General features: G+C 70.8%; 10 protein-coding genes and 1 pseudogene. 4 read left to right on the top strand and 7 right to left on the bottom strand.

What is annotated here, in order from left to right:
* A pseudogene (locus AB0M54_RS25230) lies at positions 1 to 724 on the top strand (TPM domain-containing protein); the annotation flags it as partial.
* 7 nt (positions 725 to 731) lie between these two features.
* On the opposite strand, the gene AB0M54_RS25225 reads toward AB0M54_RS25230, so the two are convergent.
* The 3 genes from AB0M54_RS25225 to AB0M54_RS25215 all read right to left on the bottom strand — a co-directional run bounded on the left by AB0M54_RS25225 (position 732) and on the right by AB0M54_RS25215 (position 3,519).
* Complete coding sequence (locus AB0M54_RS25225; protein ID WP_364474087.1) at positions 732 to 1,184, bottom strand: MarR family transcriptional regulator; 453 nt, start codon at positions 1,182 to 1,184, stop codon at positions 732 to 734.
* 197 nt (positions 1,185 to 1,381) lie between these two features.
* Complete coding sequence (locus AB0M54_RS25220; protein ID WP_364330355.1) at positions 1,382 to 1,771, bottom strand: cupin domain-containing protein; 390 nt, start codon at positions 1,769 to 1,771, stop codon at positions 1,382 to 1,384.
* Between the two features lie 41 nt (positions 1,772 to 1,812).
* Entirely contained in the window at positions 1,813 to 3,519 is a 1,707-nt protein-coding gene (locus AB0M54_RS25215; protein WP_364330358.1) for an EAL domain-containing protein, read from the bottom strand.
* Positions 3,520 to 3,839: 320 nt separating this feature from the next.
* Between AB0M54_RS25215 and AB0M54_RS25210 the strand changes: the two genes are divergently transcribed.
* Positions 3,840 to 5,438: a restriction endonuclease gene (locus AB0M54_RS25210; protein WP_364474085.1), complete on the top strand. Its 1,599-nt coding sequence runs from the start codon at positions 3,840 to 3,842 to the stop codon at positions 5,436 to 5,438.
* Here AB0M54_RS25210 and AB0M54_RS25205 read toward each other — a convergent pair.
* Together AB0M54_RS25205 and AB0M54_RS25200 are read right to left on the bottom strand one after the other, a co-directional pair.
* A complete protein-coding gene (locus AB0M54_RS25205) occupies positions 5,410 to 9,516 on the bottom strand; it encodes an AAA domain-containing protein (protein WP_364474083.1) in 4,107 nt (1,368 codons plus the stop codon). The two genes, AB0M54_RS25210 and AB0M54_RS25205, sit on opposite strands and share 29 nt — an antisense overlap.
* A 175-nt stretch (positions 9,517 to 9,691) precedes the next feature.
* Positions 9,692 to 10,438 (bottom strand): SDR family oxidoreductase, encoded by a 747-nt coding sequence (locus tag AB0M54_RS25200; RefSeq protein ID WP_364330367.1) that lies wholly within the window; start codon positions 10,436 to 10,438, stop codon positions 9,692 to 9,694.
* Between the two features lie 167 nt (positions 10,439 to 10,605).
* Between AB0M54_RS25200 and AB0M54_RS25195 the strand changes: the two genes are divergently transcribed.
* Positions 10,606 to 12,807 (top strand): glycoside hydrolase family 9 protein, encoded by a 2,202-nt coding sequence (locus tag AB0M54_RS25195; RefSeq protein WP_364474081.1) that lies wholly within the window; start codon positions 10,606 to 10,608, stop codon positions 12,805 to 12,807.
* A 314-nt stretch (positions 12,808 to 13,121) separates the two neighbouring features.
* Here AB0M54_RS25195 and AB0M54_RS25190 read toward each other — a convergent pair whose 3' ends face one another.
* Positions 13,122 to 13,790 carry a hypothetical protein gene (locus AB0M54_RS25190; RefSeq protein ID WP_364330373.1) on the bottom strand — a complete coding sequence of 223 codons (669 nt, stop codon included), beginning with the start codon at positions 13,788 to 13,790 and terminating at the stop codon, positions 13,122 to 13,124.
* A 280-nt stretch (positions 13,791 to 14,070) separates the two neighbouring features.
* On the opposite strand from AB0M54_RS25190, the gene AB0M54_RS25185 reads away from it, so the two are divergent.
* Entirely contained in the window at positions 14,071 to 14,271 is a 201-nt protein-coding gene (locus AB0M54_RS25185; RefSeq protein ID WP_364474079.1) for a hypothetical protein, read from the top strand.
* 41 nt (positions 14,272 to 14,312) lie between these two features.
* Here the strand turns inward: AB0M54_RS25185 and AB0M54_RS25180 are convergent, their stop codons facing one another.
* On the bottom strand, positions 14,313 to 14,762 hold the full coding sequence (locus AB0M54_RS25180) for a hypothetical protein (RefSeq protein WP_364474077.1): 450 nt from the start codon (positions 14,760 to 14,762) through the stop codon (positions 14,313 to 14,315).
* Positions 14,763 to 14,775: the final 13 nt, after the last annotated feature.

Here is a 14,775-nt window from a genome sequence, read left to right as displayed (position 1 = left end):
TGCCGATGATAGTGCGGTGAGATACACGCGAAAATGGTTACCGACGGCCGCCGCGGCGAGCGCCGAGGCCGGCGCCCTGAGCGCGGCGATGAGCACCGCCGAGCAGACCCTGGCCCAGGCCCGGGCCGACCTGGCCGGGTCCACGCCCGACCCGATCGGCGTCACCGCCCGGCTCCAGGCCGCCGACGCCGGGCTGGACCAGGCGCTCGCCGACGCGCGGGACGTGGCCGAGCGCGCCGCCCGGGCCCGCAGCCTGCTGGCCCAGGCCCTGCCGGTGGCGCGGGCCGAGGTGGCCGCGGCGAACAGCTACATCACCACCCGGCGGGGCGCGGTCAACACCAGCGCCCGGTCCACGCTGGCCGAGGCGGAACGGCACCTCGCCCTGGCCGAGAGCCTGGCCGCGGCCGACCCGGTGACCGCCGTGACCGAGGCGCAACGGGCGCAGAGCCTGGCCGCGACGTCCAGCCGGAACGCGCGGAACGACGTGCTTCGCTTCGGCGAGGGCTACGTCCCGGCGGCCCCGGCCGGCGACGACTCGCTGTTCGGGGCGTTTCTGGGCGGGCTGCTGACCGGGGAGAGCAACAGCCGGGGCGGTTACCGGAGCCGGTCGCGCGGCGGCAGTTCGTGGAGCGGCGGCGGCTTCGGCGGCAGCGGCTCCCGGAGCCGCCGGACGAGCGGTGGCGGGCGCGGCGGCGGGCGGCGGAGCAGCGGGGGCCGCTTCTGACCCGGGGCTAGGAGGAGCCCTCGAGGAACTGGTCGCAGAGCTTGGCCAGCTGTTTGACCTGTGCGGGGGTCAGCCGGTCGAAGACGTACTGCTGCACGGCCTCGGCGTGGCCGGGCGCCGCCTCGACGATCTTGCGGTGCCCGGCGTCGCTCAGGACGGCGATCTGGACGCGGCCGTCCTCGGGGTCGCGCTCACGGCGTACCCATCCCTGGGCCTCGAGCCGAGCGACCACGTGCGACAGCCGGGAGAGCGAGGCCGTCGCCTTCTTCGCGAGCTTGCTCATCGCGAGGCGGCGGTCCGGCTCCTCGGACAGGCTGGCGAGCACCAGGTAACCCATATGAGTCAAACCGGCGTCCCGCTGCAGTTGCCCCTCGAGCGCGGCGGGCAATCTGAACAGGACGGAAACGAACCGGCGCCAGGTCTGCTGCTGCTCGTCGGTCAACCACCGTGGCTCGTCCATGGATGGCAGGTTAGTTAAACGTCATCGTGGCGGCATCGCCCGGGTGGGCAGGTTGTGAAGCCGAGGTCGCACAAACGGGCAGCTCGATCGACATGGTTGAACGTCACAGTTACTCTGCTCGAGGACTCAACCCCAGGCACGGCGCCGGAACCGGCTGGCTGGGGGGCCTCGGCCGGTTCCGGCGCCGGTAACAACTGTTACGAGTTGGGCGGCTCGTCCTTGCCCTCCTCCTCGAGCCGGTCGGCTTCCTCCTTCGTCTTGTGCACCGCGCCGTCGGCGTGCTCGGCCGGGCCGTAGACGGTGTAGAGGACCAGCGGGTTCGGCCCGGCGTTGACGAAGTTGTGCTTCTTGCCGGCCGGCACCACGACCAGGTCGCCCTGCTCGACGTTGCGCGTCTCGCCGCCGACCTTGGCCTTGGCCATGCCGCTGACGAACGTGAGGATCTGGTCCACCTCGTGGACCTCCTCGCCGATCTCACCGCCCGGCGGGATCGTCATGACGACAAGCTGCGTGTGCTCGCCGGTCCACAGGACCCGGCGGAAATCGGGGCTCTTCTCGGCCTCGGTAGCGATCGTCCACTTCTCCATGCCTCCACGCATACCCCAAACGGGGCGCGGGAGAACCCGGTTCAGGACTGCCGAAGTCGCGCGGGTGAAAGAGGCGTCGGCCGGCCGACGTGGTAGCCCTGGACGAAGTCGACGCCCAGCTCACGCAGGAGGCGGAGGGTCGGCTCGTCCTGCACGAACTCGGCCACGGTGTGTATGCCGTACGCCTGGCAGACCTGCACCAGCGCCCGCACCAGCACCTGGTCCTGTGGGTTCTTCACCAGGCTCACGACGTACTCCCCGTCGATCTTGACCAGGTCGATCGGGAAGATCCGCAGGTAGCGGAACGACGCGTACCCCGACCCGAAGTCGTCCAGGGCCAGCTCGCAACCCAGGTCACGGACCCGGTCGGCGAAGTGTCGCGCCTCGGAGAGGTTGCCGATCAGCGCGGTCTCGGTGATCTCGAAGGTGAGCTGCTCGGCGTTCACCCCGTAGCGCTCGATGAGCCGCTCCACCTCGCCGGTGAGGCGCGGGTCGCCGACCGAGCGTCCGGACAGGTTGATCTGCAGGTTGAGGTCGTGGTGCTCGGCGGCCAGCTGCATCGCCCGCTCGACCACCCACAGGTCGATGTCGAAGATCGCGTCCAGCCGCTCGGCGATGTCGAGCACCTGGCTCGGCGACTGCGGCCCGTCGTGCTCGTCGAGGATGCGCAGCAGCAGCTCGTGCCGGACGACCTGGTTGGTCTGCAGGTCGAGGATCGGCTGGGAGTAGAGCGTGAAGCGATCGGTGCCGAGCGCGTCGGCCACCCGCTCGCGGTACGAGCCCTGCCGGTCGCGGGCGGGCACCGGGTGTGGCACCTGGGTGAGCGGCCGGTCGGCGTGCCGGGCCTGCCGCCACGCCTGCTCGGCGTCGATCAGCAGGTCGTGGCTGCCGGTGTCGCCGCCGGGCTGGAAGCGGACCAGCCCGGCCCAGGCCTTGGCCCGGGACCAGGCGTCCGGCAGCACGAACGGGTGAGCGCGCAGCGACTCGACGAAGAGGTCGGCCTGCCGCCGGGACAGGGCCCAGGACGCGCCGGCCAGGAGCACGCCGATCTCGCTGGGGCCGACCCGGCCGAGGAGATCGGCCGGGCGGACCAACCCTTCGAGTACGCGCGCCGCGCGATGGAGCAGGTCGGCGTTGCGTTCCGGCCGCTGCGTCCCGCCCCCGTCCCGCGGCCGGTCGTCCGGCTCGATCCGGATGACCAGCACCGCTCCCCCGCCGCTGCGCAGGGCCCGGTCGAGTTCGTCGGCGAACCCGGCCCGGGTCAGCAACCCGGTGGCCGGGTCGGGGTCGGAGATCGAGGTCTGCACGGTCTCGCCGCGCCGGGCCAGCCGGGCCACCTCGCGGCGGGCCCGTTCCCGGGCCGAGACGTCGGTGATGATGCCGCGGATGCCGCGGATCGTGCCGTCGGGGCCGGGCACCGACTCGAGCCGGACGTCCACGTCGAACCAGCCGCCGTCGGCCCGGACCAGCCGGACCGTGGTGTGCACGGTGTCGTGCGTGCTCCAGACCCGGGTCAGGGCGGTGAGCGCGGTGGCCTGGTCGTCGCGGTGCACGTACCGGGCCAGCACCTGCCGGCTGACCTCGTGCTTGTCGGGCGAGCGGCCGACCATCGTGCTGAGTCCCTCGGACCAGACCACGGTGTCGCCGGCCGCGTCGTAGGTGAACCAGGAGTCCATCGGGGCGGGTTTCCGGGCGCGGCTGCGGGGCGAGGGAAGGGTACGCGGAATGCGTTCGTTCGGTGCCGTCACGTACTCGCTCGCCCCCTCCTGCCTGTGTCGACCGTTGCCCTCACCTATTACGACCCGTCACGGCACGGGTTTACAGGGGGCATCGTGGCCAATATTTTCGCGGATCACCCAACAAAACAATGATCTGCGGTTTCTCGGCCGAACGGGGACCTGTTATAGCCGATCGGATGACCACCACACCGTGTGCCGCAGGTCTCCGTCTACCGTCGAATCCATGACAGACAGTCACAACGAGTGCCGATCGCGGAACCGAACGCTACACCCGCCACGCAGGGCACCGCTGGATGAGCGGAAAGTGACCGGGAGATAAGGTCGAAACCGTGGGCATCATCCGGGACATGCAGCGCGAGCACGCCACCCAGACCGCCGCACAGCAGCGGGCGGGCACGGCAGCGACGCAGCAACGTGAACTCATCCGCCGCAACCACGACCTGGCCGTGGCGGCCGCCCAGCAAGCGGCTCGGAACGCCGAGCGACAACGGGAACGCCAACGCCTGTACGCGGAGGCACGAAGCGCCGACGCCGCGTCACTGAACGCCGACGTGCGGGCCCGCCTGTCCGACCTCGACGCCCTGCTGTTGTCCACTCTCGACGTGGACGACCACATCGACCTCGACCGGTTCAAGAAGCCGCTGCAGGTGCCACCGTTCGACCCGGGCCCGCTGGGCCGGCCCCACCCCGAACCGTCATGGGACAGCTACGCTCCGCCCGAACCGCGCCGGCTCGGCAAGGTGCTGGTCGGCGAGAAGTCCCATCAGCAGCACACGGCGAACGCGCGGCAGGCCTACGAGCAGGCGCGCGAACGGTGGATGGAGGCGGAGACCCGCCGGCGGCAGCAACTGGCGGCGCGTCAGCGGGCGTACGAGCAGAAGATCAAGAAGTACGAAGCCAAGATCGCGACCTACAACGCCGAGGTCGACCGGTTCGCCGCGGCGGTGGCGAACGCCGACCCGGCCAGCGTGGTCGAGTACTTCGCGATGGTGCTCGGCAACTCCGTCTACCCGGACGACTTCCCCCAGCACTTCCGGCTCGCCTACCTGCCGAAACAGAAGCACCTGCTGGTCGAGTACCACCTGCCGCCGGTCGAGGTGATCCCGGTGGTCAAGGACTACCGGTACGACCGGGTGCGCGACGACGTGACCGCGGTGCCGCGCGACGAGGCCGAGATCCGCCGCCGCTACACCGAGATCATCGCGCAGGTGTCGCTGCGGACCGTGCACGAGATCGTCGAGGCCGACCGCGGCGGACTGGTCCAGAACGTGTCCTTCAACGGCATCGTGGACACGATCGACCGGCGTACCGGCGAATTCGTCCGGCCCTGCCTGGTCTCCCTGCGTACCCAGCGCGAGGTTTTCGCGGCGATCAGGCTGCGCCGGGTCGATCCGGTGGCGTGCCTCAAACACCTGCAGGCGAACCTCTCCGAGTCGCCCGACGCGCTGGCCGGCGTGACCACGATCCTCGACTTCGACCGCGAGGCCGACCAGGACCTGACCGGCGAGTTCAACGTGCTGGCCGAGATCGACGAGCGGCCCAACCTGCTGGCCATGAGCGACGACGAGTTCGGGCAGACGCTGGCCGACCTGTTCGGCAACATGGGCCTGGAGATGGGCCCGGCCGGGCGGGAGGGCGCGGGGTCGCGCTGGTGGGTCGCGGTCGATCCGCGACCGGTCTTCGGCGGCACGATCGTGGTGTACGCGACCCGCGGCGTCCCGGCTGACGGCGAGACGGCCCGGGCGCTGGCCGAGGAGATGACCGCCACCGGCGCCACCAAGGGCATCCTGGTCACCACCGCCGGTTACGAGCCCGACGCGCTGGAGGTGGCCGCCGGTCGCCCGCTGGAGCTGATCGACGGCACGGCGCTGCTCACGCTGCTGTCCGAGTACAGCCGGCTCAAGGCGCGGCTGGAACCGCCGGACTGATCTCGAGCTCGGCGATGCGCTGCCAGACCGGGCGCATCGCCGCGTCCGGCTCACGGGCGAAGATGCTGCCCCGGATGCGGACGAAGACACAGTTGCCGACCCGCTCCAGCACGGCCTGCCGGCGCATGTCGCTCTCCCACTGCTCCGGCCCCTGGTACGCGTCCCCGTCGCACTCGATGGCCAGCCGCCGGCCGTCCGGCGCGTTCAGGACGAAGTCGATCCGGTACGCCCCGAGCCGGAACTGTGGCGTCGGCCGGTAGCCACGCTCGGTGAGCCGCCGGTGGACGTCGCGTTCGAAGTCGTTCTCCGGCTTGGCCTCCTGGACGGAAGCGGCGGCCGGCTCGTAGTTGAGCAGCAACGCCCGGGCGTCGTCGGCCACGAGTTGCGACGCTTGCACCGAGTGGTAGATCCACAGCTGGTCGCGGGCCCGGGACGCGGCGACGTTGATCCGCCGGTGGTACTCGCGCCGGGTGAACGCGGCCACCCGTCCGTCCTTCGCGGACACCACCATCGACACCAGCACCACGTCGCGCTCGTCGCCCTGGAACGTGTACGCGTCGCCGACCCGCAGCCGCCGCGCCTCCATCTCGTCCTCGCCGATCGCCTCGCGGATGCGCTCCAGCAGCAGGGCCGCCTGCCCGCTGGTGGACAGCAGGCTGATCACGCCGAGCGACTTGCCGCGGTAGGCGGGGTCGGCGACGATCGCGGCGACCTGCCCGACCAGCGCCTCGGCCTCGGCGAGATTCACCTCTCCGTACGGCTGAAGGGTCTGTCTCGTTCCGTCGACGGCGATCTTCCTGATCGGCGCCAGGGCCGGCCGGTCGGCGCGCAACGGCATGATCTTGCCGTCGTAGTAGTGCTTGGACGAGAACTCGATGATCTGCGGTACGCAGCGGAAGTGCTCGGTCAGCAGGATGCGCTCGGGCGAGCGGCGCACCGCGTGGTCGTACAGCGACGACTCGGGGTCGAAGTGTTCGGCCGACGGCACGTCTTGAAGATGACTGTGGATCAGGCCGGTCACCGAGCCGACGAAGCCGAGCTGCGGTCCGATCTGCTGGTCGTCGCCGACCACCACGGCCCGCTCGGCCAGCGCCAGCACCGGCAGCGCGAACAGGTCGGCCTGCGACGCCTCGTCCACGATGACCACGTCGAAGTGAGCCCCGCCGGCGAACTGCTCGATCGCCCGGTCGACCGACATGACCCAGACGGGCACGGCTTCGACGGCCGACTCCATGGCCCGCTGGGCGTGCGCCTGCCACGCCGCGGCCGTCCGGCCCGTACCCTTGCCGATCTTGCGAAGCGCCGTGGTCCAGTCGGCGAGGGCCGCGCGGCGCCGGTCGTCCAGCGCCCGGGACACCTCCAGCCAGGCCGAGGCGACCACCAGCTCGCCGGTCAGCAGGCGGATCTTCTCGCGCGCCGCCTCGACCCGCCGGCCCAGCACCGCCGGGTCCACGCTGCCGGCCACCACGTCGAACCAGGTCTGCGCCCGCCGCCAGGCCCACGCCCGCAGGCACGCGTCGCCGGACACCGCGGGCACCTCGCCGGCCTCGATCAGGTCGGCCCACTCGGGCGCGGCCTCGGCCAGCCGATTGCGCAGGCCGATGTACTGCTCGACCTCGGGGCGCAGGTCCAGCCGGCGCTTGATCTCCGCGCGCTGCTCGTCCCAGCCGTCGAGCTCCCGGAACGTGTGGCTGAACCGCGGCCAGCGTTCCAGCGCCCGGCTCGTCCCGGCGATCCGGGCGTCGACCTCGTCGAGATCAAAAACCGCGGGCCCCTCGCTGAGCAGGCTCTCCACGGCGGCCAGACGTTCGGCGTCCCGGTCCAGCTCTTCCTGGGGTACGAGCAGACGGAGCCGTGCCGACAGATCCGGCCAGTGCTTGGTGTCCCAGTCCAGCGACTGCGCGGCGTCGGCAAGCAGCGTGCCCGCCCACGACTCGGCGTCGGCGCCCTGCTCCGGGATGGCGAGCCGCTCAATCCACTCGGACCAGTGATCGGCCAGCCGCCGCCTCGCCTGCAGCCGCCTGACGTGATTTGTCGCGATGTCCACATCGTCGGTCGTGCGCAGCGGCTCGTCGTCCACCCGGGTTTCCGCCGCCAGCTTGTGCAGGCCCGGTTGCATCAGCCGGCTCACCGCTCGACCGGTCGCGAAACGCTGCCGTAGTTCGGCGAGCTGCGACAGCAACTGCTTCGGGGCCGCGACCTGCGCGGTCACCCGATGGCCGGCCAGGCCCCGGGACAGCTCGGCCAGCTCACCGAGCAGCACCGAGGTGGCGGCCACATGGTCGGACCACAGGCGCTGCCAGTGCGGGTCGTCGAGCAGGCGGCCGAGGCGGCCGGTCCACGAACCCTCCCGGCGGCGCAGCCACAGGACGGCCTCGTGCAGGTCGTTCAGCAGGTCGGCGTACGCGTCACGGCCGTGCTCGCGTACCGCATCGGGGTCGAGCCCTCGGGTCTCGAAGCTCTCGGTCTCGGCCAGGGCCGCGTCCCGCCGGTCTCGATCGTCCCTGGCCTCGCCCGCCGTCGGCAGCACCGCGACGTCGGGCAGGGGCCGCATGGCGGCGGCGCGATCACCCGCGTCGAGCCGGTTCGCGAGCTCCAGCAAGGTGGCGAACTCGTCGGCCCCCAGCGGCGGATCACCCGCGACCGGATCCGGGATGCCGCCGTCGGCCGGCGCGCGTTCCCGCAGCCAGGCGCCGACCTCGGCCGGCGACAGATCGGCGCCGTCGATCACATAGGTGGCCGCCTCGTTCTCGGCGATCGCGCGCAGGTTGCCCAGCGTCCGGGCCAGCTCGTCCTCGGCGTCCTCGAGCTTCCCGGTGAGCCGCTCGACCCGGGCCGCCTCGGCGCGTTTGTCCAGCGTGGCGGCCCGGTCGGAAAGCTCGCGGGCGGCCAGTTGCAGCTGCACGAGCTGGTCGGTGGTCCGCCCCAGCACGGCCAGGCACAGCGCGCGGATGCCCTCGGGCAGGCCGTCCCGCAGCACCCGCAGCGGATCCTCCTTCTGGGCCACGACCAGCACCCGCTTGCCGTTGGCCATGAGGTGGCAGATCAGGTTGCGGATGGTGTGCGTCTTGCCGGTGCCCGGCGGCCCCTGAACCGCCACGTTGCGGTGCTGGGCCAGCCGGCGGGCGATCGACTCCTGCGCCTCGTTGGTGGGCAGCGGCATGAGCAGCCGCTCACCGACCCGCGTCCAGTCTTCCGGCTTGTCGTCGGGCAGGACCAGTTTGGACGGCTCGTGCGCGACGATCGCGGACAGCGACCCCGGACTTCCACCGTTACGCAGCCGCTCACGCAGGTTCTCCAGGAACCCGCGAAGCTGCCGCTGCTTCGGCCGGGCGAAGATCACGCCGGTGTCGACGATCCGCGTCGTGCCCGCCGGCCCGTCGATCCTCTTGTCGTATCCCAGCCGGGCCATCGCCCGTTCGAAGAGCTCGCGGCGGTCCAGGTCGTTCCAGAGGTCGGCCTCGACGATGCCGCCCGGCCCCGCGATCGCGAGCAGCTGGGCCAGGTAGCGGTCGTCGGTCCCGGTCAGCGCATCCGTCTGGAGCCGGCTGGGCCCGTTCGGCGACACCGTGATCAGCGACCGGTCCGGCTCGTACTCGATCATCACCGGCGTGGCGACCAGCGGATAACGCACCTTCTGGTCACCGATCACGGTCTCCAGCACACCGTGCCCCCACACCAGTTCGGTGGTGGCGGCGCTCATGTCCAGCAGGTGCATCAGGTCGAACAGCCGCCGGTGCAGCACCCGGGTCTGCTCGATCTCGGCGGTCAGCTCCCGCCAGGGCCGCCAGTGCTCGTCCTTCCACCGCTCCAGCAGGGCGTCATCGGTGTCATTGCGCTCGAAGCCGTCGCGCAACTCAGCCGGCACGTCCACCGGCCCCGGCAGTTCCGGCAGCCCCACCCGCAGCCAGCTGGCCGTGCCCTCGGCGGGCCCACTCTCGACCCGCCCCGGCAACGCGTCGATCCAGACGGTGTCACCAGGCACAACGCGAGCCGGCCGCTCCATCGACGCCCGCACGGCCAGCAGGTAGTCGGCCACCGAAACGGCACGATCCCGAATGACCTGCGGCGACTCCATTCCCCCGAGGCTAGCCGACCGGGTCAGCCGCCTTCGCGGTGCCGGAGGCGGCCCGGCGGGCGCGGTTGACGTCGATCAGCTCGTCGAGGGACCCGAGCGTGCGGGTCAGCCCCGCGACATGGGTGGTGAGCCGTTCCTCGACCAGCCGCTCGAACGCCGCGTCCGACGAGGCCCGCTAGAGATCTTGTTCGTTCTCCTCCGGGTCGCGACCGACCGCTGAACGGCCGCCGTCGACCGGGAGCACGGCGCCGTTCAGGAACGAGGCGGCGTCGGACAGCAGGAAAGCCACCACCTCGGCGACCTCGGCCGGCGTGCCCATGCGGCCCAGCGGCTGGAGCAGGCGGATCTCGCGCTCGAAGGACGACCGGTCGGCGGCGCCCAGGGACGCCAGGTGGGAGTCGGAGCGGTCGGTCGCGATCGAGCCCAGGGCCACCGCGTTGGTGCGGATGCCGGACGGGCCGTAGTCGACGGCCAGCGCTCTGGTCAGGCCCTCGATGGCGGCCTTCGCGGTCGCGTAGGGCAGGGCGCCTCGGACGGGGCGCTGCGCCTGGTGGGACGACACGTTGACGATCGCGCCGGGGGTGCGCTGGGCGAGGAAGGCCTGGATCGCCGCGGCGCTGCCCACGGCCACCGGCGTCAGGTTGCGGGTGATCAGGTCCAGGACCGGGCCGGCGCCGTCGTGGAGCCAGGCGTCGTGAAAGACCGCCGCGTTGTTGACCCAGCCATGCAGAGGGGTCGCTGATCCGGCTGCGCGTGCGGCCACGGCCGGGTCGGAGGCGTCGCCGATCACCGGGGTCATCTGCTCGTGGTCCCAGTCCAAGGGCGAGACGTCGAGTACGACCACCGGCGCGCCGGTCTGCAGGAGGCGGGTCGCTATCGCTCGGCCGATACCGCGACCGCCGCCGGTCACCACGTATGCCATGGCGGCGGATTGTCGCAGACGCGTAGCGCCCGCGGGCCGGTTCGGCCGAAGACCGCCCTCCCTGGCGGCTGCCGTCACTGCGGTTCGTGCTCACCTCATGCCCTAGCGCTATATTGTGCCGGATCAATGGAAGCGCTCCCAAACCTCACTCGTCCTGAGGAGCAACTGTGATCCGGCATCTTCTTCTCGCCGCGGCCCTCGTCGTGGCGCCCGCCTCTCCCTCCACTCCGGCCTTCCTCGCCGCCGAGTCCGAGCTGGTCGTCAACGGCGCCTTCGACGGCACCGTCGCACCCTGGTATTCCAGTCCACCGAACGCCATCGACCTCTCCTCGGGGCACGCCTGCCTGGCCGCGCCCGGCGGCACGGCGAACCGCTGGGACGTCTCGATCGGACAGAGCGGGCTCGGCCTCGTCGAAGGCACCTGGTACCGCCTCCGGTTCTTCGCCAGCGGCACCTACGTCGCCCGCGCGATGGTGGGCCAGTCGGCCTCGCCCTACACCACCTACTTCGAGGAGAACGCGCTGCTCACCGAGGGCGGCGGCACGTTCGAGTACACGTTCCGGGCGCCCCGGATCCTCGACGGCGACTCTCAGGTCGCCTTCCAGGTCGGCGGCAGCCCGGAGCCGTGGCGGTTCTGCCTCGACGACGTGTCCCTGGTCGCCGGCGTGCCACCCGCGCCGTACGCTCCCGACACCGGCCCGCCGGTTCGCGTCAACCAGGCCGGCTACCTGCCCTACGGTCCGAAGAACGCCACCCTGGTCACCGAATCGACCACGCCGGCCACCTGGGAATTGCGTCGCGGCCGCGCCATCGTGGCCAACGGACGCACCAAGCCGCGCGGCGTCGACGTCTCGAGCGGCCAGAACGTGCACTCGATCGACTTCAGCCGCTTCCAGGGGCGTGGCACCGGCTTCACCCTGACGGCCGGCGGCTTCACCAGCCGGCCCTTCACGATCGACCCTTCCGCGTACGACCGGCTGAGCACCGACGCGCTGAAGTTCTACTACACGCAGCGCTCCGGCGTAGAGATCCGTGCCGACCTGCGCCCCGGCTACGCCCGCCCGGCCGGCCACGTCGACGTGCCCCCGAACCAGGGCGACGGCAACGTCCCCTGCCAGCCCGGCGTCTGCGACTACCGGCTGGACGTCACCGGCGGCTGGTACGACGCCGGCGACCACGGCAAGTACGTCGTCAACGGCGGCATCTCGGCGTGGCAGCTGATGAACCAGTACGAGACCGGGGCTTCCCGGGCCCGCTCCCTGGCCATTCCGGAGAGCGGCGACGGCGTACCCGACCTCCTCGACGAGGTGCGCTGGGAACTCGACTTCATGCTCGCCATGCAGGTGCCGGCCGGGCAGCCGCTGGCCGGCATGGTGCACCACAAGATCCACGACCGGAACTGGACCGGTCTCCCGCTCTGGCCGCACCTCGACCCCGAACTGCGCGAGCTGCACCCGGTGTCGACCGCCGCCACGCTGAACCTGGCCGCCACCGCCGCCCAGGCCGCCCGCCTCTACGGTCGCTTCGACCGCCCGTTCGCCGCACGGTCGCTGGCTGCCGCGCGCACCGCCTTCGCCGCCGCGGTCGCCAACCCCGACCGTCTCGCCTCCGACCAGGACGGCGTCGGCGGCGGCACCTACAGCGACGCGCAGGTGGGCGACGAGTTCTACTGGGCCGCGGCCGAGTTGTACCTGACAACCGGCGAGCAGCAGTACGCCGACCGGGTGCTCGCCTCGCCGTACCACACCGCCGACGTCTTCGGCCCCGGCGCGTTCGACTGGGGCAACACGGCCGCCGCCGCCCGCCTCGACCTGGCGCAGGTCCCGAGCCGGCTGCCCGGCCGCGCCCGGGTGGTGCGCTCGGTGGTGCAGGGCGCCGACAAGTACGTGGCCACGCAGAAGGCCCACCCTTACGCGGTCCCGTACGCGCCCCCGAACAACTCGTGGGACTGGGGTTCGAACAGCCTGGTCCTCAACAACCTGGTGGTGATCGGTTCGGCCTACCACCTGACCGGCCGCCCCGCCTACCGCGACGCCACCATCGAGGGCATGGACTACATCCTCGGCCGCAACGCCCTGAACATCAGCTACGTCACGGGGTACGGCCAGGTCAACGCCCACAACCAGCACAGCCGCTGGTACGCCCACTCGATCGAGCCGACCATGCCCAACCCGCCCGTGGGCACCCTGGCCGGTGGCCCCAACAGTTCCCTGCAGGACCCGTACGCCCAGAGCAAACTCACCGGTTGCGTGGCCCAGTTCTGCTACATCGACCACATCCAGAGCTGGTCGACCAACGAGCTGACCATCAACTGGAACGCCTCCCTCTCCTGGGTCTCCGCCTTCGTGGCCGCCCAGAACGGCGGCTGACCCCCGCACCACCCCGGGCGGTGGCCTCGCGCCGCCGCCCGGGCCGGCCCTTCCCTGCGAGCTCTTCGCGCTCTTTCCGCCGCGCCGCTCATCGCTCACCCCGGCGCTGGAACAGGACGCCCGTCGTCACGTAGGCGCCTACCAGGATTCCGCCGAACCAAGCTCGCTGGGCCGGCTCCTGGACAGCGGCGTGATCGACGCTCCAGCCGGGTACGACGAGGACGCGGGCCTGGGCTTCGGCCTCGAGAGCATGCTCGACGGCATGTCCCGCCTGGTCGACGGGATCACCGCGAAACAGTCCTGAGCCTTGCCCGTCAGGGGAACTGCATGCGCCGCGGGCGCGGGATCACCGGCGGGGGCAGCGGCAGGTCGTCGAGGTGGCTCCAGTTGAGGATGCCGTTGTCGGTCGACTTCACCTCGCCCAGGCAGGCGCGGAGCAGGCCGACGTGTGGCGCTCCGGCATAGCCGGCGATGACCACCTCGGGCTTGGGGTCGATGCCGGCGATGGCCGCGCAGATCTTGGCCACCTCACGCTCGTCGACCGCGTCGAGCGGCAACGGCGTCTCGGCGGGCGGCCGGCGCCACGGCGGACCGAAGCGGCGGAGCAGCTCGCGGGCGAGCCGGCCGAACGAGCGGCCGACCTCGGCGTCACGCATGGACTCACGAGCCGACTGGCCGTAGCACCAAGGCACCACGACATGTCCGTTGATCACCACGAGCTGGTAGATCGACTTCGGGACACTGATGATCTCGGCGCCCGGCAGCGTTCCGAGGAAGAGGACAAGCTCTTCGTACGGAAGCGGCCAACGCGGGTTGGCGAGGATCCGTTCGGTGGTCTGCGTGGTGTGGGGGTGAGCGTTCACTTCACGGTCGATCGCCGTGCTCAGCGCCTCGGGAACCCGGGTCCAGAGTTCGGCGGCGACCTTGTCACCGAACTGCTCGACCACCCATTCGCTCGGACCGACCAGAACGTCTGGACGCATTCCGTACCACCACCGTCCGTGTCGCTGGCGCTACTGCTGGCTAGAAGAGTTCCACCTCCGGTGATCGACTGGAAGAGGGAACCTGCGGCTTCCCAAAAACGCTCGTGAATGAAATCCAGTCGATCGCTCAATCCGCTGTTTCGACACTGGATCAGCAGGCCCCAGGGCCGCGAAACATGCAACTTGCACGGCGAACCGCTCGTGCAAGTTGCATGCCGGCTTCGCTATTCGCCCCAGCAGATCTATCCAACCGCACCCATATTTCACCATGGTGTCCAGCATGCAAACAAAGCTTCACCACCACTCTGCGCAGCACCAATGCTTCCACTATGCAATGATCACGAATCACTCAACCACCACAGTGGACAATGATCAAGGCGCCCGCGAGATCGCCGACCCACCGACGACCGACATCGACCGCTGTCACATTCCTGACACTGTGCATTTCCGGGCCGACATCACGCTCGCCAAGATCACTTGATAAGGCAATCAATTTCGGTCAGCCACAAGGCCCGGCAGCCATTAGGAAGGGTTCTTTCCGACCGGTAGATACGGCAGCCACAAGTCGCGGTCCTCCTCGTAGGGACTGGTGCCCGCCGGCATCGTGACCACCCCGGTACCGGGAATGCTGATGGCGAGGACGAAGTCGACCGCCTGGATCAGCGCCAGCAGCAGGGGCGCGGCCGTCAGCTCCCCGAAGAGCAGTCGCGCCTCGGCCAGTTGGACGTCCTCGTCACGGCCCGTGTACTGCACCTCGAACACGGTGGGGAAGGCGTCGAACATCGAACGCAGCGGGTTGGTGCGCCAGTCCGGCTCGCCGGTGTTGTCGAGGAGCAACTCGCCGCCGACGCGACCCGGTCCGAGCCGGGCCGACCGGCCGAGTATCAGCTGGTCGCGGCTTCCGCGCTGGATCTCCAGGCCGGCGAGCGGCGCGAGCACGGCGGCCGTCTCGGCCGGCGGTCGGTCGGTCATCACAAGGATGTTC

Origin of the sequence: Actinoplanes sp. NPDC051470, from assembly GCF_040682035.1 — a bacterium.
Taxonomy (GTDB): domain Bacteria; phylum Actinomycetota; class Actinomycetes; order Mycobacteriales; family Micromonosporaceae; genus Actinoplanes.
The sequence above is the reverse complement of the archived record's forward strand: the minus strand, read 5'-3'. Positions and strand labels throughout refer to the sequence as shown.

Bases quoted from the DNA above. Each gene is read 5' to 3' on its own strand.
- AB0M54_RS25200 (WP_364330367.1), bottom strand. From the start codon at position 10,438: ATGGCATACGTGGTGACCGGCGGCGGTCGCGGTATCGGCCGAGCGATA.
- AB0M54_RS25225 (WP_364474087.1), bottom strand. From the start codon at position 1,184: ATGGACGAGCCACGGTGGTTGACCGACGAGCAGCAGCAGACCTGGCGC.
- AB0M54_RS25220 (WP_364330355.1), bottom strand. From the start codon at position 1,771: ATGGAGAAGTGGACGATCGCTACCGAGGCCGAGAAGAGCCCCGATTTC.
- AB0M54_RS25185 (WP_364474079.1), top strand. From the start codon at position 14,071: ATGCAAACAAAGCTTCACCACCACTCTGCGCAGCACCAATGCTTCCAC.
- AB0M54_RS25205 (WP_364474083.1), bottom strand. From the start codon at position 9,516: ATGGAGTCGCCGCAGGTCATTCGGGATCGTGCCGTTTCGGTGGCCGAC.
- AB0M54_RS25180 (WP_364474077.1), bottom strand. From the start codon at position 14,762: ATGACCGACCGACCGCCGGCCGAGACGGCCGCCGTGCTCGCGCCGCTC.
- AB0M54_RS25190 (WP_364330373.1), bottom strand. From the start codon at position 13,790: ATGCGTCCAGACGTTCTGGTCGGTCCGAGCGAATGGGTGGTCGAGCAG.